Below are 23,724 nucleotides of genomic sequence, written 5' to 3' on the forward strand. Positions count from 1 at the left end.
ATTACTCGTCTGACAACGAGGCTAATAAATCGGCCTGATGTTCTTGCATGATAGGATCAAGCAATTGCTTTAAATCACCTTCAACCACTTCATCTAAGCGATAGATAGTGAGGTTAATACGGTGATCAGTAACACGCCCTTGTGGGAAGTTATAGGTGCGGATACGTTCAGACCTGTCGCCACTCCCAACTAAGCTCTTACGGGTTGACGCTTCTTCAGCTGCACGCTTCTCTTCTTCAATTTGATTAAGACGCGCTTGCAATACCGACATCGCTTTAGCCCGGTTTTTATGCTGCGAACGCTCATCTTGACATTCTACCACCAACCCTGTGGGTAGGTGAGTAATACGAATGGCTGAGTCAGTTTTGTTAACGTGCTGACCACCCGCACCCGAGGCCCTGAAAGTATCGATGCGTAGATCTGCTGGGTTTATCTCGATGGCTTCTGATTCAGGCACTTCCGGCAGTACTGCCACAGTACAAGCTGAAGTATGAATACGCCCCTGAGATTCGGTTTCAGGCACGCGTTGCACACGGTGTCCACCAGATTCAAATTTTAAAACGCCGTATACGCCTTCACCGCTAATATTAGCCACCACTTCTTTGTAGCCACCATGCTCACCCTCGTTTGCATTCACAAGTTCTACACGCCAGCCCTTGCTCTCGGCGTATCGACTGTACATACGGAATAAGTCGCCGGCGAAAATGGCGGCTTCATCCCCACCGGCACCGGCACGAATTTCTAAAAAGCAGTTGTTATCATCGTTAGGATCGCGAGGCAGGAGTAGTACTTGAAGCTCAGTTTCTAGACGCTCTATTTCGCCTTTTGCCTCTTTCATCTCTTCCTGCGCCATTTCACGCATTTCAGCGTCGTCTTCGTTCATCATTTCTAGCGCAGATTCGAGCGTTTCCTGCGCTTGCTGATAGGCATTAAACCCAGCAACAACGCCTTCTAATTGACTGAACTCTTTCGACAAATTACGAAACTTATCCTGATCGCCAATCACCGCTGGGTCGCCTAATAACGCCTGAACTTCTTCGAAACGCTCAACCAGGTTTTCGAGCTTTCTGACCACCGACTCTTTCATATTTTTCTTTTTACCTTATTTTTTAATATCTGACGTGGTGTCAGATAGCGATAATGCTTGCCCTAACCAGCGACTTAACGCTGGGTCGTCGTGCATTGCGGCCTCTCTTAGCGCCAATGTGGTGGGATGTAGCAAGGTATTGGTAAGTTTATAGGCCATTTCCGTTAATACTGACTCTGCATCTTTACCTTCGCCTAATTGCACAAGGGCTTTTTCAACTAATTCATCCCGATGCGTTATCCCTTTTTGACGATACTGCCTAACCAAATCAATAGACTGTTGAGATTGCTTCCAGCCCATGTAGTCGCTAGCCTGCTTTTCAATCAGCTTCTCTGCTTCTTGTGCAGCTTGCTCTCGGTTAGCAAGATTCTTCTGAACAATATGCTGTAAATCGTCCACTGTATACAAATAGGCGTCGCCGAGCTCGTTCACTTCAGATTCAATATCGCGAGGAACGGCTAAATCAACTAAAAACATTGGCATGTTTCTACGTTGTCTCAACGCTTTTTCAACCATACCTTTACCTATTAAAGGCAGCTGGCTCGCAGTAGAACTAATGACAATGTCAAAATCTTTTAAATGTTCAGGCACCTGTGACAATGTAAACACACTGGCATCTAAGCTTTCTGCGAGGGCCTCTGCTCTTGCCACAGTGCGGTTGGCTACAGCCAAACAGGTCACGCCCTGCTCTTTCAAGTGTTGCGCCACAAGCTCAATGGTTTCCCCGGCACCCACCAATAACACAGAACGTTTAGGTAACTCTGCGAAAATATGCTTGGCAAGTTGCACGGCCGCGTAAGCCACGCTCACGGCATTGGCCCCTATTTCGGTTTCACTGCGCACCCGTTTAGCCACAGAAAACGTGTGCTGAAATAGTTTGTCAAATTCGCTACTTACCATGCCTGAATGCTTGGCATCGCCAAAGGCTTGTTTCACCTGCCCCAGTATTTGAGGCTCACCTAAAATAAGTGAATCTAAACCACTGGCTACACGCATAATATGCTTTACAGCGTCATCTTGACTCAAGATATAACTGTTTTTCTCAATTTCATCTACGTCGAGGTGATGAAACTCTGATAGCCAAGATAACAGTGTCGTGGCAGAGTCATGTTGAGCATTGACATATAACTCCGTTCTATTGCAGGTAGACACAATCACCGATTCATTAACCCCCTCTAACTTTTTTAGGGACGCAAGCGCTTCCACCAGTGAATCTGGTGTAAAAGCCACTTTTTCGCGAAGTGCGACGGGGGCAGTTTTGTGGTTAATACCAAGGGCGAGTAGTGTCATTAAAATCTATGCTGGCAACGTCGGAGCGGCATTGTACGAAAAAGCCAAAATGATTGAAAGTGTTGGTGAAACTGTGTTCCCATAAACTGATAGAATTATTATAGACAAATATCATGACTCGACATTTACTCTTTTTGCTTATTATGTTGCTCACCATGAGCGCCTGTTCGGTGACCCCAGACGGCCCACAGCACGCGGTAAACCTTAGCGCGCAGCTACAGCAGGTGGCAAAAGTGCAGCAGTGGGAATTGCGCGGAAAGATGGCATTCAGGCAAGGTAAAGAAGCGGCCAGCGCCAACATTTCGTGGAAAACAGATGGCGACGATTTTAATTTTCGATTAACCAATTTGCTTGGCATTACCCTAGTGCACTTGGTGGTTGATGATGATCTGGCCACTTTAGAGGCAGACGGTAAAACCTATAAAGACGCCATTCCTGAGCCACTGATTTACTACGCTACCGGAATGGCGATCCCCGTGGCACCTTTATTATCATGGATTAAAGGAATGCCCTTGGCGAATGACAGTTATCAGTTGAATGACAAAGGTCTACTCGCCTCTCTGGAAAGTCAATGCAATGCCTGCGAAGGCTGGCAAGTCACTTATGGGAATTACGGTAACGTGGCCACGCCCACAGGTGGAGATATTTGGTTACCGCATGCAATAACCTTAACACAGGAAAGCCCGTTACCGATTAACGAGGCACCAAGTAATAAACCTGTTACCACTGTTTTAAAAATAAAAATATATCAATGGACATTACCGTGACCGTAAATAAAGACTGGTGGCCATCACCGGCAAAATTGAATCTCTTTTTACATATCTTAGGGCGATACGACAACGGCTATCACAAGTTGCAAAGCCTATTTCAAATGCTTGATTATGGCGACAAGCTCGCGTTTGATATCAACCATACAGGCACTATTGCCATGTCGACGCCCTTAAAAGGCGTAAAAGACGAAGATAATTTAATTATCCGCGCCGCTAAATTGTTGGCCGCGCAGACGAAAACTAAGCTGGGTGCCCACATTAGTCTAGAAAAATGCCTCCCTATGGGCGGCGGTATTGGCGGCGGCTCATCCAACGCAGCAACCACCTTAGTTGCCCTAAATGCCCTTTGGGGTACAAGGCTATCTGTCCATCAACTCGCTGATATTGGCCTACAACTTGGTGCCGACGTGCCCATTTTTGTACGTGGCGAAACCGCTTTTGCCGAAGGCGTAGGAGAACAAATTACGCCTGCCCCACAGCCTGAACAATGGTTTTTGGTGGCTAACCCCAATGTACATATTAGTACCGGCGAAATATTTACTGCACAAGAATTAACCAGAAATACCCCATCAATGGATTGGGCCGACTATAAATTCGAAGAAACTCGAAATGATTGTCAGCAATTAGTCGTTAATCGCTATCCGGAAGTTGCAAAATTATTACAGTGGTTGGTACACTACGCACCGTCGCGAATGACGGGCACGGGTGCTTGCGTATTTGCGCCTTTTTCTGATGAATCTTTAGCCAATGATGTTCAGGGTAAATTACCCAGTTCATGGCAGAGTTTCGTGGCAAAAGGTGTTAATCGCTCACCGCTATTAGAAAAACTAGAAAAATACAATAGTGTGAACGCCACATCGGACACGAACTAAAAATTGGGGTATAGCCAAGTTGGTAAGGCAGCGGGTTTTGATCCCGCCATTCGTAGGTTCGAGTCCTGCTACCCCAGCCAAACCTCTTTTATCAACGCACTGAGGAACCCACTTGTGCCAGATATGAAGCTCTTTGCAGGTAATGCCGTACCAGAACTTGCCCAGAAAGTTGCCGATCGCCTTTATACGAAACTTGGAAACGCCAAAGTTGGCCGTTTTAGTGACGGTGAAATCAGCGTAGAAATTCATGAAAACGTCCGTGGTTCGGACGTTTTTATTATCCAGTCTACCTGTGCACCCACTAACGATAACCTAATGGAACTGATTGTCATGATTGATGCGCTTCGCCGTGCATCAGCAGGTCGTATTACCGCGGTCATTCCTTATTTCGGTTATGCACGCCAAGACCGTCGTGTTCGCTCAGCAAGGGTGCCAATTACAGCAAAAGTCGTGGCCGACTTTTTGTCAAACGTGGGCGTAGATCGTGTTCTTACCATCGACCTTCACGCAGAGCAAATCCAAGGTTTCTTCGACGTACCTGTAGACAACGCATTTGGAACGCCCATTCTGCTTGCCGATATGGTACAACGCGACTTTGCTGATCCTGTTGTTGTTTCCCCCGACATCGGTGGTGTTGTGCGCGCTCGGGCAACCGCTAAGCTGCTTAACGATGCCGACCTTGCCATTATCGACAAACGACGCCCTAAAGCGAATGTTGCGCAGGTAATGAATATCATTGGTGATGTTAATGACCGCGACTGCATTATAGTAGACGACATGATTGATACCGGTGGTACACTAGCGAAGGCCGCTGAAGCTTTGAAAAGCCATGGCGCGCGCAATGTTTACGCTTATGCGACCCATGCTATTTTCTCTGGCAATGCAGCGAATAACCTTAAAGAGTCTGTAATTGACGAAATTATCGTTACCGACTCTATACCGTTAGCCGCTGACATGCAGAAGATTGGCAAAGTAAAACAGCTTACCTTGTCTGAAATGCTGGCCGAAACCATTCGCCGTATCAGTAACGAAGAATCTATATCAGCGATGTTCGAATACTAACGTTAAGTTAGTGCGTTGCTATATTTATAGCAGCTATATCGCTGATTGATGACCAATAAAAAGCGAGCTATTAAATAGCTCGCTTTTTTGTTTTGTAGCCCTGCATAAATAACGGTTGAAGATTAATTTTTCAGCGCTATTTTTTACACACTTAGCCATTTTTGCTTATAACATCGCGAAAATTAATGGCGCCAATTAGCAACATAACATTGTTGGTTTTACCCAATTCATGAGAAATTTTGAAAACTTTACAGGCTCTCGGTTCCATTCCCACTTTCCTTTTTACCACGTCATTGTCAGGTCTGCTGGGTAAAGGGTTTCTCGCTCATAAACAAAAACAGCCTCGTGAGAGGCTGTTTTATTTATTCAAGTGAATTGGCCATTAGTTTTTCGGCTCAGGGTCCACTTCTTCTTCATCTTCATCTGGCATATCGATGTCTACCACGGGTACTTCAACTTCTTTAGTTTCCGTACGTACGTCAACATCGGCGGTGTCTACGTCGTATTCAGGCATGTTACCGCCCTCGACATCGATATCTGGCATTTCGCCATCATCTTTTTTTACCACATCATATTCAGGTAATTCACCCCCGTCTGCATCCACGCTGGGCAATTCACCTTCTTCTGTTTTATTTACATCACAGGCACCGAGTGCAAGGGCTACAGCCGATACGGCAAATAGTTTATAAAGTTTAAGCATGTCTCTCTCCTTAACGTTGCTTATTAAAATACTTAACTTAAGATGGATAAAGCACGACGCATGCCAAGCTAACAACACACGTATATACAAGGGTAAAAAAATACCCTATTGAGTCAGCCGGCGATGAATGAGGCTTTCAATCAGACGCGATTCATTTTATGGTCACGTTATAGACAAAGAAGGATTTTCATTATGATGACGCTTCCCCGCAATCGGTGGCTTATTTCTGTTACCGCCTTATTGTTTACTGTTTCATGCTCTGGTGATGATGAGGCAAAAAACGGAAAGTCGGCCGACAAGACAGTCGAAAAGCATGTACCCAAACTTCACGATGCTGAACCGTTAAAACCTGAGTCACTGAAACCTTTGGAGAACGCCCCCGTGACTCCCCTTCCTCAACAAGGTCATGAAATGAAAGAAGAGGTGACGCTTACAGGATCTATTTTTTATAAATCGCTAGAAGGTGGCTTTTATGCATTTGTATCAGAAGACGGAAACCGCTACACCTTGCATGGGTTAAACGAAGCATTTCAACAGAACGGGTTAATTGTTGAAATCAGCGGCCACCCAAAACCTGACATGATGACGACCACTCAATACGGCACTGTCTTACAGGTAAACCACGTGAAGGTACTGGACGCGTCAAGAGTAATAGGTAAAGACGGAAACCCCACTCATTAGTGAATTTAGTTAGGGTTAGCGTGTTCATTTTGAGATTAATCTAATTTGAACTCAAATCACCCCATTTTTGCCTGGCTAATAATTGTAAGTTTTAAATACTAGTGGTAGAATTCGCCGCCCTAAAAATTTGGGGACGCTCATTATTCGCTGTTTTAAATTAAAAACGGTCGGTAATGTTAGCGACAATCACCGTGAGTTTTGGTCGCAAAAACTCACACCATTACATTTATTTTTGGAGACATATAATGTCTGACGCTATTTTTAACCTAGACGCTTCTATTCGTACAGACCTAGGGAAAGGTGCGAGCCGCCGCCTACGTCGCGAAGAGAAACTTCCTGGTATCATTTACGGTGGTGAAGAAGCACCTGTTTCTATCACGCTAGATCACAACAAAGTAAACAATGCTGCTGACTTTGAAGCGTTCTACTCTCACGTTCTTACACTTAACGTTGACGGTAAAGCGACTGAAGTACTGGTTAAAGACATGCAACGTCACCCGTACAAGCCAAAAATCATGCACATCGATTTCCAACGTGTTGTTGCTGGTCAAGACGTTCACACTAACGTACCTCTTCACTTCGTAAACGAAGAGAAGTCTGCAGCAGTTAAAGCTGGCGGTATTGCAGAGCACCACGTAACTGAAATCGAAGTAACTTGCCTACCTAAAGATCTTCCTGAGTTCATCGAAGTAGATATGGCTGCTGTTGAAATGGGTCAAACCCTTCACCTTTCAGACCTGACTCTACCTGCTGGTGTAGCTTCTGTTGAGCTTGCAAAAGACGACGAAACTCACGACCTTGCAGTAGTGACTGTTAAGCCTGCGCCTAAAGCAGCTGACACAGAAGAAGGCGACGAAGAAGCTGCTTCTGAGGAATAATCAGCTTGTCTGATATTCGTCTTATCGTGGGCCTGGGTAATCCAGGCCCCGAATATGAAAATACCCGACACAATGCCGGTGAGTGGTTTCTCAACCAACTAGCCGACACCTACCATACCCCACTTAAACCAGAATCCAAGTTTTTCGGTAAAACTGCACGCATAACAATGGCGGGTAAAGATATTCGTTTGCTCTATCCCACCACCTTTATGAACAAAAGCGGTCAAGCAGTCGCCGCCCTTGCAAACTTCTATCGAATAGAACCAGAACAAATTTTAGTGGCATTTGATGAACTTGATTTGCCTCCTGGGGTAGCCAAATACAAAATTGGCGGTAGCTCTAGCCAAAATGGTGTTAGAGACATTGTGGCTAAATTAGGTAACAATAAAAACTTCTTGCGTCTGCGTATAGGCATTGGACACCCTGGACATAAAAGTCGGGTTACAGGCCACGTATTAGGCAAGCCGCCAGCGGACGAAAAAACAGCCATTGAAAGCGCCATTGATGAAGCGGTTCGATGTACTGAGTTACTGTTAAAAGAAGACTTAAAACAAGCGCAAAACCGGCTTCATTCGCACAAAGCGTAAATTGCCAGATTAACTATTTCTAGACAAGGGTCCATCACATGGGTTTTAAATGCGGTATTGTTGGCCTACCAAATGTAGGTAAATCAACGCTCTTTAATGCACTCACAAAGGCAGGTATTGAAGCGGCCAACTTTCCTTTTTGTACTATTGAGCCAAACACAGGCGTTGTACCTGTTCCGGATCTTCGCTTAGATAAACTTGCAGAAATCGTTATTCCACAGCGTGTTATTCCTACCACAATGGAATTCGTTGATATTGCTGGATTAGTCGAAGGCGCATCAAAAGGTGAAGGCCTAGGAAATAAATTTCTTGCTAACATTCGTGAAACAGATGCTATTGGTCATGTAGTACGTTGTTTTGACGATGAAAACATTGTGCATGTTTCTGGAAAAGTCAGTCCGCAAGACGACATTGATGTTATTAACACAGAACTTGCATTAGCCGATTTAGAAACAACAGAAAAAGCACTACACCGTGTGGCTAAGAAAGCCAAAGGCGGAGACGCAGACGCTAAATTCGAATTAAAAGTGCTTGAGAAAATTAAGCCTCATTTGGATGAAGGCGAATTATTGCGCTCAGTTGAGCTAAGCAAAGAAGAATTAGCTGCCATTAGTTACATGAACATGCTGACGCTTAAGCCAACCATGTACATTGCCAACGTAGATGAAGACGGGTTTGAAAATAACCCCTATCTAGACATGGTAAAAGACATTGCTTCAAAAGAGAATGCCGTTGTGGTTGCTGTTTGCGCCTCAATTGAGTCTGATATTGCAGAACTCGATGACGAAGAGCGTGACGAGTTTATGCAAGATATGGGGTTAGAAGAGCCAGGCCTGAACCGCGTTATTCGAGCGGGCTACAACCTGCTTACCTTGCAAACCTACTTTACTGCAGGCGTAAAAGAAGTACGCGCGTGGACCTTCCCTGAAGGTTCAACAGCACCACAAGCCGCTGGTAAAATTCATACCGACTTCGAGAAAGGCTTTATTCGTGCTGAAATAGTCAGCTACGATCATTTCGTCGAGTTCAACGGTGAGCAAGGTGCAAAAGATGCGGGCAAGTGGCGATTAGAAGGTAAAGACTATATCGTTAAAGACGGCGATGTCATTCACTTTAGATTTAACGTTTAATCAATGTGATTTGCAACTGAGCAGCGCCAACTAAACCTAATAGAGAAAGCCGATACTCGCGTATCGGCTTTTTTGTGCTTTAGATACTGCTCTCGTTAAGAAGGGCCGAGAATTGAATTCTACGCTTTTTCAGCACGCTTTCGATTACTGAATCCTACTACACCTAATGCACACCCCATCATAATGAAAGTGCCAGGCGCGGATACATCTACCACATCGTAGTTGTATACCAGTGTTGAGCGTGCCGTAGCGTCTGCAAAAATCTCAGAAGTCACATCACCACCACTAAACAGCGCTTCTAGAACTGACGTGGCGTCTAACCCCAAGGACACGGTTCCATTACCTATAAACTCACTGAGTATAGCTTCGTCAGTCACTGTTTCAGAGGTGGCATCTGTGTCGCTAGAAAATGCGTATGTCACACCAGATGTTCCAGAAAAGTCAGTGGTGCCGTCATAAGTTTCTGCGAGAAAGGATTCCGAAAAGCTTGGGTTTACCGTTAATAGTGCGTTATTTGATGGTGAACTTAACGTAAGGGTAACCAACGCGGAAAAATCGATATCTGAACGGGCCAAACCATCTTCATTTTCTGCTTGCGCTTGCCCCATTATTTCGCCATCGAGGGTAAGGACAGCCGAGGTTAGTACTCGGGTTCCCCCCATAGTGTCGAATTGTTCGAAAAAGAAAGTGTCAAAATTAGGGTTTACGCCTGGTGTGCCAAAGTCTTGCACGCCATCTTCACCTAACTCCCCACTACTGTTATAAAAATCAACGAAGTCCACTTGCGCATCCGTGGAACCACTGCCAATAATTGTGGCTGCATTAAGCGCTCCACTCACTAAAATCCCCGTTAATGCTAACGTACCTATTCCTAACCGTTTATCCATATGTTTTATCTCACTTTTTTACAAAGAAAACGTCCCTTCTCTGTATTAATTCAGCAAGACCTATGCCGACAGCCTCCTTACTAAAAATAGATAAAATAGTTATAAAACAGCAAGTTAAAACAAGATCACACCCATCATATGGATCACCTACCAAGAGAATAATCTACACCCTAAAATAATTTCAATCGTTGTATAAACATTACAAATAATACATGGTGAGCAAAATGATAGTGCGTGAGCTGTAGTTGATTATGTAGTAGCGAAAGAGTATCAAAGTTGGAGGATAGCTATGTGGCAGGCATAAAAAAACTGGCCATCAAGGCCAGTTCTTTTTTTGATAATACTAAGTCAATTCTCTAAATAGTGAGAAGCTATATTACTAACTGATTTTTTTGCGGTTAACCATTCCAAGAAATATCAATACGCCGCAGAAAATGCCAAGGGTATTTGGCCCAGAAGCTGAAACGATAGTGTTCTCGTAAGTATACACGTAATTTAATGAGCTAATTGCATCATAATTCCAGCTTACACCGGCTGCACCAGATGCATCTGCAACTGTTTGGCTTAAGGTTGAGAAGAATAAAGAAACAGTGTCTGTACCATTTCCAATAAAATCACCAAGAGTATAAGCAGTGCCTGTAGTCGAACTATCAATGTTCAGTGTATCCGAAGCAGTTTCAGCCACCTCGCTACTATCACCGTCAGCTAAATTACCGATAGTAACTGAACTTTCAGGGTCCACCATCTCAATATATGTTGGACCGGTAAAATTATTTGTAAAGGGGTCGTACGAACCTAACGCCAAACCCATTAGCAAATTGCTCTGGTTAGCGTCAGAATTACCCGTATCGGAAGACCATAAACCAAATCTTAGCGTGAGTTCTGCTGTGATCTCTTTCGCTGCATTAACACCGTCGTCTGGGTCGTCATTATCCAGTTCAATCTCACCATAGGTTGTACCGGAGAATGCTAGGGATACATTAACCAATGTACCCAAAGAAGAATCGAATGTAGGAATTGATAAATCTTCGTAGGTATCATAAAGCGATCCCGAAGACCCTATAGGACCACCTGAAACGCTACCAGAAACGGTTTCGGTTACAACCGCAGCCTTTGCAAATCCACAAGCTAAAAGCACAGGCAGCGCAATCAGTTTTATTAGGTTACTTTTTTTCATATTAGGGACTCGGTTATTAAATAAACGCCGTAGCGCTTATTTATTTTAAATTATGCTGAATCTAACAAGAACTAGCATAGACCAAGCAGGAAGCGAGCCAACTTTTAAAGCACTGATTTACAATGAAATTATCAGATATAAATTTCAAATTGTAAATAATTCTGACAGAAAACATACATAAAACCGGCTTTACCCCCATTCGCTCAGATAATGCCTTACTCGCTAAGGTTTCTTAAATATCATCCGTCTTTAACTATATTTTTGGCACTCGCCGACTTTGGCTAGCTTCGAACAATAAATCTGCCATTCCTATTTAATGACTTATCGACTTACGTCTAACTGTAAAATAAATACCAAAAGCGGGACGCATTCATTTACGTTAGTATGAACAAACTATACCAATAAGAGAGTATACTTATGCACCTTAAACCCTTAATAGCATTGATGGTTAACTTCAAAGCTATGCCTTATCGTTCTGCACGAAGCTTCACTACCGCTCTCGTTGCCTTGCTGGCCCTCATTATTCCTTGTATACCCAGTTATGCAGTAGAAAATACTCATTGGCAGAAAGTTGTGGCTGACAATCTTGTTACCCTCCAAACCCACTACGGCCCGGTCACCATTGCCCTTGAACCCGATCTGGGCCCCCAGCACGTTGCACGTTTTAGAAACCTTATAAAGGAAGGGTTTTATGATGACCGTTATTTTTACCGCGTAGTTGATGGCTTTGTGGCGCAAGGCGGAAGTAACGAGACTCACGAAGTCACACCCAAAACCAGTCTTTTAAAAGCAGAGTTTACTGTTCCCTTGAAGGAAGCAGCAATGGTAGTTGAAAACAATGATCCCTTTGCGCCTGCTACCGGGTTTTATCATGGCTTCCCTGTAGGCATCGATAAATCAAGACAAGAAATGTGGGCCCTTCACTGCCCGGGCACCGTTGCTTTTGCCCGTGATAACGAAAAAGACACCGGCAGCACAGAGTTCTATATTGTTATTGGGCAGGCTCCCCGTCATTTAGACAGGAATATGTCAGTGGTAGGTAGAGTCGTCGCTGGCATGCCCGCATTACAAAATCTGCCTCGGGGCGACAATGACAAAAGCGGCTTTATTGAATCCCCTCCCGCAGAAAGCAAAATTGTCTCTACATATATAGGTGCAGCAAAAGCCTCAACAGCAAATGATGCGCGAGATACATTGCCATTTTATCTCCAATTGCCGACCCATAGTGAATACCAAAAGCGTATAGCGTTAGGGAAAAACCTTGAGAGCCCTTTCTTTCACGACAAAGTTTACGCCCCTAGGCCCATTGATGTTTGCTACTACACCACGAAAGCGACCCAGACGCCTTGGTAGTCAGTGTGGGTGATTAGCGCAATTTTGACTAATTTACCCGCATTTTGCTGATAGTTTGGCTTGTAAAGAACACATATTGACCAGTTAGAAAAAGTTAGTTAAAAAGGGGTTGACGGGTGCAGGGTGAATACGCATAATACGCGCCACTTCCTGAGAGGGAAGAGAAAATAGAAGGCTACGTAGCTCAGTTGGTTAGAGCACATCACTCATAATGATGGGGTCGCAAGTTCGAATCTCGCCGTAGCCACCACTTTCTCATATATCTCTTTTAGGAATGTCTAGCTGCGCGGAAGTGGTGGAATTGGTAGACACGCTGGATTTAGGTTCCAGTGCTTCACGGCGTGAGAGTTCAAGTCTCTCCTTCCGCACCACAACTGGGGTATAGCCAAGTTGGTAAGGCAGCGGGTTTTGATCCCGCCATTCGTAGGTTCGAGTCCTGCTACCCCAGCCATTCTTTTTGAGTCAGCTAGTGTCTATGCGGAAGTGGTGGAATTGGTAGACACGCTGGATTTAGGTTCCAGTGCTTCACGGCGTGAGAGTTCAAGTCTCTCCTTCCGCACCATTTGGGGTATAGCCAAGTTGGTAAGGCAGCGGGTTTTGATCCCGCCATTCGTAGGTTCGAGTCCTGCTACCCCAGCCATATTCTAAAAAGCCGCTCCCTTGAGCGGTTTTTTAATGAAGTTAGAAAGAAAGGCTACGTAGCTCAGTTGGTTAGAGCACATCACTCATAATGATGGGGTCGCAAGTTCGAATCTCGCCGTAGCCACCATTCTTTATAGTTTCAATCGTTTTGTATGTTTACGCGGAAGTGGTGGAATTGGTAGACACGCTGGATTTAGGTTCCAGTGCTTCACGGCGTGAGAGTTCAAGTCTCTCCTTCCGCACCAATTGGGGTATAGCCAAGTTGGTAAGGCAGCGGGTTTTGATCCCGCCATTCGTAGGTTCGAGTCCTGCTACCCCAGCCATATTCTAAAAGCCGCTCCCTTGAGCGGTTTTTTTTCGCCTTTCATTTGCTGAACACAGCAGAAACAGGTGAAATAAAACACACTATTAGCATTTGCATAAACTTTCGTTAACCAAGCATAAATCTTCACTTAGTAACTGGCTTTTCTAGCTTCATTTCACCAAGGGGCATGCTAGTATTGACCTTTAATCAACGATGGGCTTCACCTATTAACACGCTAAATAAAGCATGCATGCTCTTATTCTAGCTGCCACTGGCGCTTTATAGTGAAATTTCAGCCCGAATTAAAACAATAACAAAGGACAGTACGTGATAAACGAATTCGTTTCATTTGTGAATAATATTTTATGGGGCGACGGCCAAGTTCTCATTATTATGCTACTTGCTTGTGGCATTTGGTTTACCGTTAAACTTGGCGGTGTACAACTGCGGCATTTTGGCCATATGTTTAGCCTACTCAAAGGCAGTACTACAGCAAGTAAAGACGGAATAAGCTCCTTTCAGGCATTATGCACAAGTTTATCTGCACGTGTAGGCACGGGTAATCTAGCTGGCGTAGCTGTCGCAATTTCTTTAGGCGGCTCAGGCGCAATCTTCTGGATGTGGATGATAGCGTTATTAGGCATGGCTACGGGCTTTGCAGAAAGTGTGTTAGGCCAACTGTATAAAGTGCGTGATGAAAATGGCGAATTTCGTGGCGGCCCAGCTTATTACATTAAGCAAGGCTTGAATAAAACCTGGTTAGCCGTCGCCTTTTCTCTTTGCTTATTCTTCGGCTACGGATTTGTGTTTAGCGCGGTTCAAGCCAACACTATTACTGATGCGCTTAACAATGCCTACGCTTTCCCTAGCGAGTACGTGGGGATCGCCATTATTGCATTGGCTGCATTAATTGTTGTGGGTGGCTTACGAGGTATAGCGCGTTTTGCTGAGTTTGTGGTGCCTTTTATGGGCATAAGCTACGTGTTAGTGGCGCTAGCTATCACCTTTATTAATATTTCTGAACTGCCTGCTATGTTGATGGACATCATTACATCGGCATTTGGCTTTCAAGAAGCCGGAGCTGGTGCATTAGGTGCAGCCATTAAAAATGGTATTCAGCGCGGTTTATATTCAAATGAAGCTGGCAGTGGTTCAGTACCTCACGCGGCAGCCAGTGCAGTACCTAACCCTAATCACCCCGTTTCCCAGGGATACATCCAAATGTTAGGGGTATTTTTAGATACCCTTATTTTATGTACTTCCACTGCATTTATCATTCTTCTTGCTGGTGGCTCAAGCTCCGATCAAATGGAAGGCATTCGGCTCACCCAAGATGCCATGAGTAGCCACTTAGGCGAAGGTGGCACTGACTTTGTTGCCGCTGCCATTAGTTTATTTGCCTTTACCTCTGTGGTTGCCAACTATGCTTATGGCGAAAGTAATTTGCATATGTTTAAGCTAGATAACAAAATTGGCCGTGCCGTTTATACCATTGGTTACTTGGGAATGATTTATTGGGGCGCACAAGCCGCTCTGCCTCAGGTATGGGCCATGGCCGATATGGCACTTGGTTTAATGACCGTGATTAACATCATCGCCATTGTGTGGATGACACCCACCATAGTGTCAATAAGCAAAGATTACTTTAAGAAAAAAGACAGTGGTGAAAAGGTAGAATACAGCGTTGGCGATTGTGACATTCAAGGCAAGTCTGAAGACGGCGTGTGGGACTAAAACGAGTCGCCTTTTTACGCCATAGTTATGAAAAAGGGCTAACACACTGTTAGCCCTTTTTCTTTCTAACCTACAATTCAACCAACCCTATCCACTTTCCCATCTATGGCTATTCTGGTCTTAGCAGCTCAAAGTAATTTTCTTGAGAAATGGTGTAGTAGTCGCCCTGCCCGCCCCCACGACTGACAGGCGCACTCTTTAGCGTACTGTAAACACCGTTTTCTATCAGTGATTTATCAATATGCACTCCCACGACTTCACCCATAATAAACCAACTGTTCACCATATCGCCAGACGAGGATTTTAGCTGAACCACTTCGGTTAATTTGCATTCCATACTGACTTTACTCGCCTTAACACGAGGGACATTCACTATTTGACTTTCTACCGTTTCAAGACCCGCCGCTTCAAATTCACTTTCGTTAGGTGCCAACGGTTTACTGGTTACATTCATTGCCTCTACCAGGTCTTGAGAAACAAGGTTCCAGCAGAACTCGCCGGTGTCTTGCACATTGATGAGCGAGTCTTTTTTGCTACCCACACACGAAAAGCCAATAATGGGCGGCGTATAATTTAATGCATTAAAAAAACTATAAGGAGCAATATTAAGCACTCCCGCTTTTGATTTTGTGGAAATCCAACCAATGGGCCGCGGGGCAATAATGGCATTAAAAGGGTTATGGGCTAAACCATGTCCTTCATTAGGTTGATAAAAGTGACTTTGCGACAAAACCATTCCTTAAATTTTATGGTAGGGTAAACAACTATGAATACATATCTATAGCTTTTCAAGAATAACTAACCCGAGGTTTTATATGACTGCAAGAAGTGTCGCTTTTTCACGAACAAGACTCACAGAGTTGATGGTACCTTCATTTGCGAATTTCGGTGGAAAGGTTCACGGGGGCGTTATTCTCTCGCTTATGGATAAAGTTGCATACGCCTGTGCAAGTAAGCACGCGGGCGCCTATTGCGTTACAGTGACGGTGGATGGCGTTGAGTTTTTACAACCTGTTGAAGTAGGCGATTTACTGCATTTGGATGCCACGGTACATTTTGTTGGTAACACCTCCCTGGTTGTAGGCATTAAGGTAACGACGGAAAACATTAAAACCAACGAGGTAAAACACACCAATAACAGCTTCTTTACCATGGTGGCGAAAGACGACTGTGGCTCACCGGTTCAGGTCCCCGAATTAGAACTGGCTACCCATAACGAAATGCGTCATTTTGTGACGGCCATCCGTCGAGCTAAGATAAGAAAAGAAGCACAGGTGCGCCTACAACATGACTACGATGCCTTTATACCCAAGGAAGACTTTGCCTTGGTCGACACACACAGAGGAAAGATTACCTTCGACCGAAAAAGCTGAGTAAAGGGGATTGCGTTAGAAAATGCGGCGAGGCTTTATTTAAAACAATTCCATTTCCCGCCGCACTGCTTAGCTGAATACCAAAAACGTGGCGCGAGCACTACGCCTTTTTAAGTTTCTTCTTTAACTTTTTCAGCTTACCTTGTTGCTTTGAAATTTTAGCTTTCGTTGCTTTGATTTCTTTTTTTAGCTCTTTTTTCTTAGCCATATTTTTATTCCTTCCGTTATTATTGTATTTGCTACACAGTGACTACTCACTTTTTAGCTTGATATTTTCATCGCTCTGTCCTTCACCGTTCAGTGCAATGAAATCTCGAATGAAGCGCCTCACTTCCCGAGCGGCTGAAGTATCAAGCGCTTCACACAGCGCGATAAATTCTGCTCGCTCTTCATCATTAATGCGAATAATCATCTGACTATTCTTTTTCTTCTTTTTATTGTTTTTTTCAGACATCTTGAATCCTATGTTAGGCAAGACAACGCCATTCACTTTAAAATGTATATCTAATGTATATACATTTCAAGATGAATTTACCCTTTTTACGGGATGGTTTATAAAACGAGCAAGAATGCGGGGTATGGCATGATAGCGCTGGAAATGTAGGCGAAAAAAAACGGAAGCAAAGCTTCCGTTTTTTCATTTGGTATCATTTAGGTGACCATTCAAACTTTTTGAATGGTTCATCCACCGGTGTCTCAGCAATGTGATTGGTGTAGTTACTCATCACTTTTTGCGCAAGAATTAAAATAATCTCTAACAATTGCTGATGTTTATAACCAGCGCTATAAAAAGCGTCTAATTGGGCGCTATCAATGTTACCTCGGTTGCGGGTTACCGCCAGTACGGTTTCTTTCAGCGTATTTAGCTTAGCATCCGAAAGTGTATCGTCATTACGTAACTCTTCAATTAAGTCGTCGCGTACTTTCATGCTTTTTGCAATACCAGTGTGAGCAGGTACGCAATAGTGACAACCATGTTCAACATTCACTGCCTGCCAGACAACTGTCAATTCTTCTGCATCAAATGAAGTTTCTTGCGCTAACTTATGAAGTACTTGGTAACCTTCAAGTAACGTAGGCGCTTCAGCCATAACCCCATGCAAGTTCGGGATCATGCCGAAAGCTGCTTGTGAATTATCAAGTAAAGGCTTCGCTGCTTCTGGCGCTGACTCTTTCGAATGTATAGTAAAATCGCTCATGTCACTCTCCTATTGATGTGAACAAAAATATGGCATAACGCAACTTAGCGTTACCCAAATTCAATGCTATGAGATCAATAATAGGTTTACTTGAACGATCGTTCAAGTAATAATTGAACACATGTTCAAAATATTCACGTATAAGGTATGCAGCTATGAAATATGACCATGATAAAGTCATCGAGAATGCCACAACCCTTTTTTGGAAACGCGGCTTTCATGCGGCAGGTATGCGTGATATTCAACAAGCTCTCGATATGCGCCCAGGCAGCATTTATGCGCGATTCCAAAGCAAAGAGGGGTTATTCAAACTTGTTGTAGAGCGCTATGCAGAAAACAGCCAAGCAAAATTAAAGGCCGTGGCGAATGAAAGTTCTCCACTCGCAGCGCTGCGCGCTTTCTTCGAAAATGCCTTAATTAGCCCCAACGAACAACGATACATGCGTCAATGTCTGTTGGTGAAATCTATCGCTGAACTGGATGTGATAGGCGATATCGCGAAAAAAGCGGTGATTGATAGTATGGAAAAAGTTAAAGGCTGCTTTATTGATGTCGTCAACGCCGCCATTGAAGCGCAAGAGTTACCTGAATCTACACCTGTTACACTTGCCGCTGACTGGCTTCAAAATCAATTTGTCGGTATGCGCGCCTTTGCGCTATTGCAAGATGAAGAAGCGCCCATACAAACGATGATAGATAAAGTGTTGTTAGATATTAAAGGCCAATGGCCGGCCGATACCACACATTAGTCTGTATGTGCCGTCGCCAAGTGCTGAAGCTTGCTGGTGTGTCTTGAGCGTGTTAGGAATAGCCTACGGTTCTTTGCACACCATCAGCGGCTAAGAAAATAGTAACCGTAATAGCTGTGCAAGGAGCAATATGCCCATAAGGGGCCAGATCCACTTTGCCCATTTTGCAGCGTCTTGGTGACTAATGCGCAATTTAGAGCGCTCGATTAAAGGAATGATTAACGCTAGCGCGCCAAACAACACCGCCAGTAAAATTAGCACTTCCATTATCTTAATCCTATCGCGTATTTAAGCACTTCTCTCTTTGCAGGTTCAATACGCTGAGCAACCGAAAGAAGTTGGTTTCTAAACCATTTAATGGGGGCAAGATCATTACTAAACAAGGTATAAAACCCATCCATGGCACTCATCATTAGCGCATTGTCACGTCGCCGAGGCGCTTCATAGTTAGCTTTAAGCGCAGCACGAAATCCATTTGAAGATAAAAGCTCATGGGAAGATAACGCAGTATATTGGGCTGATACTGCCAATAACGCCTCAACGTCTTTGAAACCTAGGTTCACCCCCTGCCCCGCTAGCGGGTTAATCGTATGTGCAGCATCACCAATGAGTACACAATTCCCTCTTATATATTCACTTGCATGGGCGCGAGTCAAAGGAAATACGGCTTTATCTACAATAGTGAAGCCATTTCCATCAGCGGTGAGTTCTAAAGGAAACGCATTCATGATTTCTGAGGATAACTGCCCATTATTAAGCTTGGACAAATTCGCAAGCACATCAGGATTATCGTACCAAACCAACGAACCATAATTGCCAAACATGGGCAAAAATGCTCTTGGGCCTTGTGGTGTAAATTGTTGCCAAGTGATGGGCTTTACAGGTTTATCCAATAAAATGGTAATGCCCATTGCCTGTTGTTGATACTGCCAGCCCGAGCTACCAATTCCCATGGCTTGCCTCACTTGAGAGTGCGCGCCATCTGCGCCAATTAACCAGGTTGCACTCACGCCCTCCCCATTACAAAGCACTACCGAAACCTGTTTATTTTCTTCACCGCTGTCACTTTGCTCGATATGTTTTACCGACTGGCCACTGTAAATATCGACTTGGCTACATGCCTCTAGCGCTTTATGACAACCTAGTTGGATGAGCCTGTTTTCGACAAAATAGCCAAGCTGCTTTTCGCCCACACTTTGTGAAGTGAAATCGGTACGATGCTGTGGTGCATCCCATACACTCAGCCCGGTATACGCTTTGTAACGCATGGATTCAATGTATTGCCATGCACCGAGTTTACGCAACAAACTTACCGATGACGCACTAATGGCAGACACCCGTAGGTCTGGGCCATCTTCCGCATTAAACTCTCGAGGCAGCGTAGGTTCGATAACTGCAACTTTGAACCGCTGCTGCGCAAGCCCCAATGCTAGGGCGGCACCCACCATGCCACCACCGTTTATACAAAAATCGTACATATCGTCTCCCGCTGCCGTTAAGGTGTGCGAATTAGTATTAAATCATACGCTTGCATTATGTCGTAAAAGCTTAAGCTGTGGAAATGAAAACCTAGTCATGTCATCAGCTGAAGGATTTATCAAGGAATCCTATGAATACGCTGGGAAATTGCGACTATTACAGGTAAAATATGCGGCTATTTTGAACATCTTCCCAAATCTGCGCGCACCGGCTTTGTGTATCAACACCTAACGTGTTCATTTTTAATGGCTGGGCAATAGCTTACGGGAACTTTAACAGGTTATAGAATAGTTGTTATGACTAAAAAGCTGTATATCAAAACCTGGGGCTGCCAAATGAACGAGTATGACTCGGAAAAAATGGCAGACTTGCTCGATTCCACCCACGGGTACACGCCTGCAGAAACCCCGGAAGAGGCAGACGTGATTTTGTTGAATACTTGCTCTATCCGCGAAAAAGCGCAAGAGAAAGTGTTTCATCAACTTGGCCGTTGGAAAAATTTAAAACAGGACAAACCCGATTTATTAATTGGCGTGGGCGGCTGTGTGGCATCACAAGAAGGCGATGTTATTCGCCAACGCGCTCCCTACGTGGACTTAGTATTCGGCCCTCAAACTCTGCATCGTTTGCCAGAAATGATTAACGAGTTACAAGGTGGCGCTAAATCGGTTATTGATGTTAGCTTTCCAGAAATTGAGAAATTCGATCGCTTACCGGAGCCTCGTGCAGAAGGCCCTACTGCGTTTGTTTCCATTATGGAAGGTTGCTCAAAATATTGTACTTTCTGCGTAGTGCCTTACACACGTGGTGAAGAAGTGAGTCGCCCGGTAGACGATGTACTTTTAGAAATAGCCCAATTAGCGGGTCAAGGTGTGCGTGAAGTTAACCTGTTAGGTCAAAACGTTAATGCGTTCAGAGGCGAACACTTTGATGGAACAATATGCACCTTTGCAGAACTTTTAGAGCTTGTTGCGTCTATAGACGGTATCGACAGGATCCGTTATACCACATCGCACCCCGTTGAATTTACCGACGATATTATTGAAGCTTACGCGTCTATTCCTGAATTGGTCGATCATCTGCACCTTCCCGTGCAAAGCGGTTCAGATCGTATCTTGAACTTAATGAAGCGTGGCCACACCGCCATAGAATATAAATCAAAAATCCGTAAGCTTCGTAAAATTCGCCCGAATATCAGTATGTCGAGCGACTTTATTATTGGGTTCCCAGGTGAAACGGATGCCGATTTTGAAGCAACAATGGATTTAATTAAAGCCGTTGATTACGACCTTAGCTTCAGCTTTATTTATAGTGCTCGTCCAGGTACCCCCGCCGCTGACGCAGTAGACGATGTTAGCGAAGAGACGAAGAAACAACGCTTACACCTTTTACAACAGCGCATTACTCAACAAGCATTGAGAATTGCCCGCCACATGGTAGGCACCGAACAACGGGTGTTAGTAGAAGGGCCATCGAAAAAGAACCCAATGGAGCTTTCAGGACGTACTGAAAACAACAGAGTGGTAAACTTTGAAGGCACGCCGGACATGATTGGTGAGTTTGTTGATATTAACATTACCGACGTTTTCACTAACTCATTACGCGGCGATGTAATACGTAGAGAAAGTGAAATGGGCTTGCGAGTCGCGGTTTCGCCCCAATCTATTATGGCAAAGCATAACGCTGAGCAACCTGATGAATTAGGTGTGGGTACTTTCACCCCTGCCTAACCACAAAGAAAAGTGAGGAATACAGTAGTTTGAGTACATTGGTAAGTAACGAATTTGAATTAGAACCGGCAGATACTAAGCGTTTGTCGAGTTTGTGCGGCCCATTTGATGACAATATTAAGCAAATTGAACGCAGGCTAGGTGTAGAAATCACCTACCGAAACAATGCTTTCAAGGTGCTAGGTGAACCACAACAAATGAGCAGTGCTGCAGAGTTACTTAAATCACTGTATGTGGAAACTCAGCCCATTAAAGGGCGTATTCCTGAGCTTGAGCCCGAACAAGTTCACCTGGCTATTCAAGCGTCTCGCGTTATCGAGCAAGATGCTGAAGGTGGTTATGGCAAAGAAATTAATATTCGCACCAAACGTGGTGTCATTAAGCCACGAAACCCCAATCAAGCTCAATACGTGGCTAATATTGTCAATCACGACATTACTTTTGGTGTTGGGCCGGCAGGTACAGGAAAAACTTACCTTGCCGTTGCCGCAGCCGTAGATGCCTTAGAACGTCAAGAAATTCGCCGTATATTACTGACACGCCCAGCCGTTGAAGCGGGTGAAAAGCTTGGTTTTCTACCAGGTGACTTGTCGCAAAAAGTAGATCCTTATTTACGCCCACTGTACGACGCCCTATTCGAAATGCTTGGTTTCGAAAAAGTAGAAAAGCTCATGGAGCGCAACGTCATTGAAGTTGCACCATTAGCTTATATGCGAGGCCGTACACTTAATGACGCCTTTATTATTTTAGATGAAAGCCAAAACACCACGGTAGAACAGATGAAAATGTTCCTTACCCGTATTGGCTTTAACTCAAAAGCCGTGATTACTGGCGATATCACCCAAGTAGACTTACCTCGCGGCGTGAAGTCTGGTTTGCGCCACGCCATTGAAGTGTTGAGCCAAGTTGATGATATATCATTTAACTTTTTTAACGCTGAAGACGTTGTCCGCCACCCAGTGGTCGCTCGTATTGTCAGGGCCTATGAGCAATACGAAGCGGATCAGGAACGTATAAGAAAACAACGCAAAGAAGAAGCGCTGCAAGCGCAACGGGATGCTGAAGCTAAAGCGTCTGACAGTAGCGAAAACAAGCAGTGATTGCGATAATTGACTACCAACAAGCGTTTGAAGGTGATGAAGGGATAGCCAGTGCAATCCCTTCTTTGCCACAAATAGAGCAATGGGCAAATGCGGTACTTGAATGTCAGGGTTTAGGTGAACATGAAATTACGGTACGTTTCACCGATGAAGAGGAATCGCAGTCTCTGAACTATGAATACAGAGGAAAAGATAAGCCCACGAATGTGCTTTCCTTTCCTTTTGAAGCGCCACCAGGCATAGAAATGAATTTGCTGGGTGACCTTGTTATCTGTGTCCCTGTGATAATGCGAGAAGCAGAAGAACAAAACAAACCTCATTTGCACCATTACGCTCACATGGTGGTTCATGGCATCTTACATCTACTTGGCTTTGATCACATTGAAGATGACGAAGCGGAGGCCATGGAAGAAAAAGAAATTTCAATTCTAGCCACATTGAAGATAGACGACCCCTATCAAATTAAGTAACGTATTACTTTAACTACCGCTCAGCTGAAAGGCCATGGATGACAACGCCAATTCACCCTCGTGATATTAAAAATGACCCCGTTATAAGTCGTTTACTGGAAAAAATGCCAGATAAAGTGGCAGATTCATTTGACGAAGAACAGCTGTCTCATATTAGAAACGCTATTGGTGCCCGTGAATGGGGAAAACATAAACTTGATATTCGAGGCACCATTAAGTTCTTTAAATGGCGCTATTATTATGTTGTTTTAGCCGGTAGAAACCGACGTTCGTTGTCTGATGCTGAAGTTAGGTTTGCCACGTTAGTCAATGCCGCTTTTTTTGCTGTTTTTTTGCTGGTATCCATTTTAGTAGGTCTGATCGTTCTCTATTTAGTAAAATCAGCGCTTGGCATTAACCTTATTGACGGTTGGAGCCTTGGACTGTGGAGTTGGTTCAAAGAGAGCGTTCTTAACTAAATACAAGAAACC

At 44.3% G+C, this 23,724-nt stretch carries 25 protein-coding genes and 9 tRNA genes; 24 read left to right on the forward strand and 10 right to left on the reverse strand.

Features of this window, described 5'->3' with window-relative positions; genetic code table 11:
* Position 1: 1 nt before the first annotated feature.
* The gene (prfA, locus tag IUA53_RS11825; RefSeq protein ID WP_044056747.1) at positions 2-1,087 is read right to left on the reverse strand and encodes a peptide chain release factor 1; all 1,086 of its coding nucleotides are present in this window, start codon (positions 1,085-1,087) and stop codon (positions 2-4) included.
* Positions 1,088-1,102: 15 nt separating this feature from the next.
* Positions 1,103-2,377, reverse strand: a complete 1,275-nt coding sequence (gene hemA, locus IUA53_RS11830) for a glutamyl-tRNA reductase (protein WP_044056746.1) — start codon at positions 2,375-2,377, stop codon at positions 1,103-1,105.
* Between the two features lie 113 nt (positions 2,378-2,490).
* On the opposite strand from hemA, the gene lolB reads away from it, so the two are divergent.
* From lolB to IUA53_RS11850, 4 genes are all read left to right on the forward strand, one after another.
* Positions 2,491-3,144: a lipoprotein insertase outer membrane protein LolB gene (lolB, locus tag IUA53_RS11835; RefSeq protein ID WP_044446938.1), complete on the forward strand. Its 654-nt coding sequence runs from the start codon at positions 2,491-2,493 to the stop codon at positions 3,142-3,144.
* Positions 3,129-4,019, forward strand: coding sequence for a 4-(cytidine 5'-diphospho)-2-C-methyl-D-erythritol kinase (gene ispE, locus IUA53_RS11840; protein ID WP_044446937.1), 891 nt, complete (start codon positions 3,129-3,131; stop codon positions 4,017-4,019). Before lolB ends, ispE begins: the two co-directional genes overlap by 16 nt.
* A gap of 4 nt (positions 4,020-4,023) precedes the next feature.
* Positions 4,024-4,099, forward strand: a tRNA-Gln gene (locus tag IUA53_RS11845).
* Between the two features lie 43 nt (positions 4,100-4,142).
* Complete coding sequence (locus IUA53_RS11850; RefSeq protein ID WP_231401321.1) at positions 4,143-5,081, forward strand: ribose-phosphate pyrophosphokinase; 939 nt, start codon at positions 4,143-4,145, stop codon at positions 5,079-5,081.
* A 382-nt stretch (positions 5,082-5,463) separates the two neighbouring features.
* Here the strand turns inward: IUA53_RS11850 and IUA53_RS11855 are convergent, their stop codons facing one another.
* Complete coding sequence (locus IUA53_RS11855; protein WP_044056743.1) at positions 5,464-5,781, reverse strand: hypothetical protein; 318 nt, start codon at positions 5,779-5,781, stop codon at positions 5,464-5,466.
* A 192-nt stretch (positions 5,782-5,973) separates the two neighbouring features.
* On the opposite strand from IUA53_RS11855, the gene IUA53_RS11860 reads away from it, so the two are divergent.
* From IUA53_RS11860 to ychF, 4 genes are all read left to right on the forward strand, one after another.
* The gene (locus IUA53_RS11860; protein ID WP_044056742.1) at positions 5,974-6,462 is read left to right on the forward strand and encodes a hypothetical protein; all 489 of its coding nucleotides are present in this window, start codon (positions 5,974-5,976) and stop codon (positions 6,460-6,462) included.
* A gap of 245 nt (positions 6,463-6,707) precedes the next feature.
* Positions 6,708-7,340: a 50S ribosomal protein L25/general stress protein Ctc gene (locus IUA53_RS11865; RefSeq protein ID WP_044056741.1), complete on the forward strand. Its 633-nt coding sequence runs from the start codon at positions 6,708-6,710 to the stop codon at positions 7,338-7,340.
* A gap of 5 nt (positions 7,341-7,345) precedes the next feature.
* Positions 7,346-7,927: an aminoacyl-tRNA hydrolase gene (gene pth, locus IUA53_RS11870; RefSeq protein WP_044056740.1), complete on the forward strand. Its 582-nt coding sequence runs from the start codon at positions 7,346-7,348 to the stop codon at positions 7,925-7,927.
* A 38-nt stretch (positions 7,928-7,965) separates the two neighbouring features.
* Positions 7,966-9,057: a redox-regulated ATPase YchF gene (ychF, locus tag IUA53_RS11875; protein ID WP_196897152.1), complete on the forward strand. Its 1,092-nt coding sequence runs from the start codon at positions 7,966-7,968 to the stop codon at positions 9,055-9,057.
* Between the two features lie 119 nt (positions 9,058-9,176).
* On the opposite strand, the gene IUA53_RS11880 is transcribed toward ychF, so the two are convergent.
* The gene (locus tag IUA53_RS11880) at positions 9,177-9,944 is read right to left on the reverse strand and encodes a choice-of-anchor E domain-containing protein (protein ID WP_196897153.1); all 768 of its coding nucleotides are present in this window, start codon (positions 9,942-9,944) and stop codon (positions 9,177-9,179) included.
* A 379-nt stretch (positions 9,945-10,323) separates the two neighbouring features.
* Entirely contained in the window at positions 10,324-11,121 is a 798-nt protein-coding gene (locus IUA53_RS11885; RefSeq protein ID WP_196897154.1) for a choice-of-anchor E domain-containing protein, read from the reverse strand.
* Between the two features lie 417 nt (positions 11,122-11,538).
* On the opposite strand from IUA53_RS11885, the gene IUA53_RS11890 reads away from it, so the two are divergent.
* The 10 genes from IUA53_RS11890 to IUA53_RS11935 all read left to right on the forward strand — a co-directional run bounded on the left by IUA53_RS11890 (position 11,539) and on the right by IUA53_RS11935 (position 15,154).
* Positions 11,539-12,474 carry a peptidylprolyl isomerase gene (locus IUA53_RS11890; protein ID WP_196897155.1) on the forward strand — a complete coding sequence of 312 codons (936 nt, stop codon included), beginning with the start codon at positions 11,539-11,541 and terminating at the stop codon, positions 12,472-12,474.
* A 173-nt stretch (positions 12,475-12,647) separates the two neighbouring features.
* A tRNA-Met gene (locus IUA53_RS11895) sits at positions 12,648-12,724 on the forward strand.
* Positions 12,725-12,760: 36 nt separating this feature from the next.
* Positions 12,761-12,845: transfer RNA gene (locus IUA53_RS11900), tRNA-Leu, on the forward strand.
* Positions 12,846-12,849: 4 nt separating this feature from the next.
* Positions 12,850-12,925: transfer RNA gene (locus IUA53_RS11905), tRNA-Gln, on the forward strand.
* A 26-nt stretch (positions 12,926-12,951) separates the two neighbouring features.
* Positions 12,952-13,036: transfer RNA gene (locus IUA53_RS11910), tRNA-Leu, on the forward strand.
* Between the two features lie 2 nt (positions 13,037-13,038).
* Positions 13,039-13,114, forward strand: a tRNA-Gln gene (locus IUA53_RS11915).
* A gap of 52 nt (positions 13,115-13,166) precedes the next feature.
* Positions 13,167-13,243: transfer RNA gene (locus IUA53_RS11920), tRNA-Met, on the forward strand.
* A gap of 33 nt (positions 13,244-13,276) precedes the next feature.
* A tRNA-Leu gene (locus IUA53_RS11925) sits at positions 13,277-13,361 on the forward strand.
* Positions 13,362-13,363: 2 nt separating this feature from the next.
* Positions 13,364-13,439: transfer RNA gene (locus IUA53_RS11930), tRNA-Gln, on the forward strand.
* A 308-nt stretch (positions 13,440-13,747) separates the two neighbouring features.
* Positions 13,748-15,154 (forward strand): alanine/glycine:cation symporter family protein, encoded by a 1,407-nt coding sequence (locus IUA53_RS11935; protein WP_196897156.1) that lies wholly within the window; start codon positions 13,748-13,750, stop codon positions 15,152-15,154.
* Positions 15,155-15,263: 109 nt separating this feature from the next.
* On the opposite strand, the gene IUA53_RS11940 is transcribed toward IUA53_RS11935, so the two are convergent.
* The gene (locus tag IUA53_RS11940) at positions 15,264-15,884 is read right to left on the reverse strand and encodes a flavin reductase family protein (RefSeq protein WP_196897157.1); all 621 of its coding nucleotides are present in this window, start codon (positions 15,882-15,884) and stop codon (positions 15,264-15,266) included.
* 85 nt (positions 15,885-15,969) lie between these two features.
* On the opposite strand from IUA53_RS11940, the gene IUA53_RS11945 reads away from it, so the two are divergent.
* The gene (locus tag IUA53_RS11945; RefSeq protein WP_196897158.1) at positions 15,970-16,527 is read left to right on the forward strand and encodes an acyl-CoA thioesterase; all 558 of its coding nucleotides are present in this window, start codon (positions 15,970-15,972) and stop codon (positions 16,525-16,527) included.
* A gap of 250 nt (positions 16,528-16,777) precedes the next feature.
* On the opposite strand, the gene IUA53_RS11950 is transcribed toward IUA53_RS11945, so the two are convergent.
* Together IUA53_RS11950 and IUA53_RS11955 are read right to left on the reverse strand one after the other, a co-directional pair.
* Entirely contained in the window at positions 16,778-16,981 is a 204-nt protein-coding gene (locus IUA53_RS11950; protein WP_044056733.1) for a hypothetical protein, read from the reverse strand.
* Between the two features lie 193 nt (positions 16,982-17,174).
* On the reverse strand, positions 17,175-17,726 hold the full coding sequence (locus tag IUA53_RS11955) for a carboxymuconolactone decarboxylase family protein (RefSeq protein ID WP_044056732.1): 552 nt from the start codon (positions 17,724-17,726) through the stop codon (positions 17,175-17,177).
* Positions 17,727-17,881: 155 nt separating this feature from the next.
* Between IUA53_RS11955 and IUA53_RS11960 the strand changes: the two genes are divergently transcribed.
* Positions 17,882-18,475: a TetR/AcrR family transcriptional regulator gene (locus tag IUA53_RS11960; protein WP_044446929.1), complete on the forward strand. Its 594-nt coding sequence runs from the start codon at positions 17,882-17,884 to the stop codon at positions 18,473-18,475.
* 90 nt (positions 18,476-18,565) lie between these two features.
* On the opposite strand, the gene IUA53_RS11965 is transcribed toward IUA53_RS11960, so the two are convergent.
* Positions 18,566-18,742 carry a hypothetical protein gene (locus IUA53_RS11965; RefSeq protein ID WP_196897159.1) on the reverse strand — a complete coding sequence of 59 codons (177 nt, stop codon included), beginning with the start codon at positions 18,740-18,742 and terminating at the stop codon, positions 18,566-18,568.
* Positions 18,742-19,953 carry an FAD-dependent monooxygenase gene (locus IUA53_RS11970; RefSeq protein ID WP_196897160.1) on the reverse strand — a complete coding sequence of 404 codons (1,212 nt, stop codon included), beginning with the start codon at positions 19,951-19,953 and terminating at the stop codon, positions 18,742-18,744. Before IUA53_RS11970 ends, IUA53_RS11965 begins: the two co-directional genes overlap by 1 nt.
* Before the next feature lie 297 nt (positions 19,954-20,250).
* On the opposite strand from IUA53_RS11970, the gene miaB reads away from it, so the two are divergent.
* Genes miaB through IUA53_RS11990 form a run of 4 tightly spaced genes read left to right on the forward strand, consistent with a single transcriptional unit; the run spans position 20,251 to position 23,712 of the window.
* Positions 20,251-21,684, forward strand: coding sequence for a tRNA (N6-isopentenyl adenosine(37)-C2)-methylthiotransferase MiaB (gene miaB / locus IUA53_RS11975; protein ID WP_044056729.1), 1,434 nt, complete (start codon positions 20,251-20,253; stop codon positions 21,682-21,684).
* Positions 21,685-21,713: 29 nt separating this feature from the next.
* Positions 21,714-22,784: a PhoH family protein gene (locus IUA53_RS11980; protein ID WP_044056728.1), complete on the forward strand. Its 1,071-nt coding sequence runs from the start codon at positions 21,714-21,716 to the stop codon at positions 22,782-22,784.
* Positions 22,781-23,254 carry an rRNA maturation RNase YbeY gene (gene ybeY / locus IUA53_RS11985; RefSeq protein WP_196897161.1) on the forward strand — a complete coding sequence of 158 codons (474 nt, stop codon included), beginning with the start codon at positions 22,781-22,783 and terminating at the stop codon, positions 23,252-23,254. The genes IUA53_RS11980 and ybeY overlap by 4 nt, the downstream gene beginning before the upstream one ends.
* Before the next feature lie 38 nt (positions 23,255-23,292).
* Positions 23,293-23,712 carry a hypothetical protein gene (locus IUA53_RS11990; RefSeq protein ID WP_044056726.1) on the forward strand — a complete coding sequence of 140 codons (420 nt, stop codon included), beginning with the start codon at positions 23,293-23,295 and terminating at the stop codon, positions 23,710-23,712.
* Positions 23,713-23,724 lie beyond the last annotated feature (12 nt).

The sequence above is a fragment of the Alteromonas sp. B31-7 genome (genome assembly GCF_015767655.1).
Classification (GTDB): domain Bacteria; phylum Pseudomonadota; class Gammaproteobacteria; order Enterobacterales; family Alteromonadaceae; genus Alteromonas; species Alteromonas australica.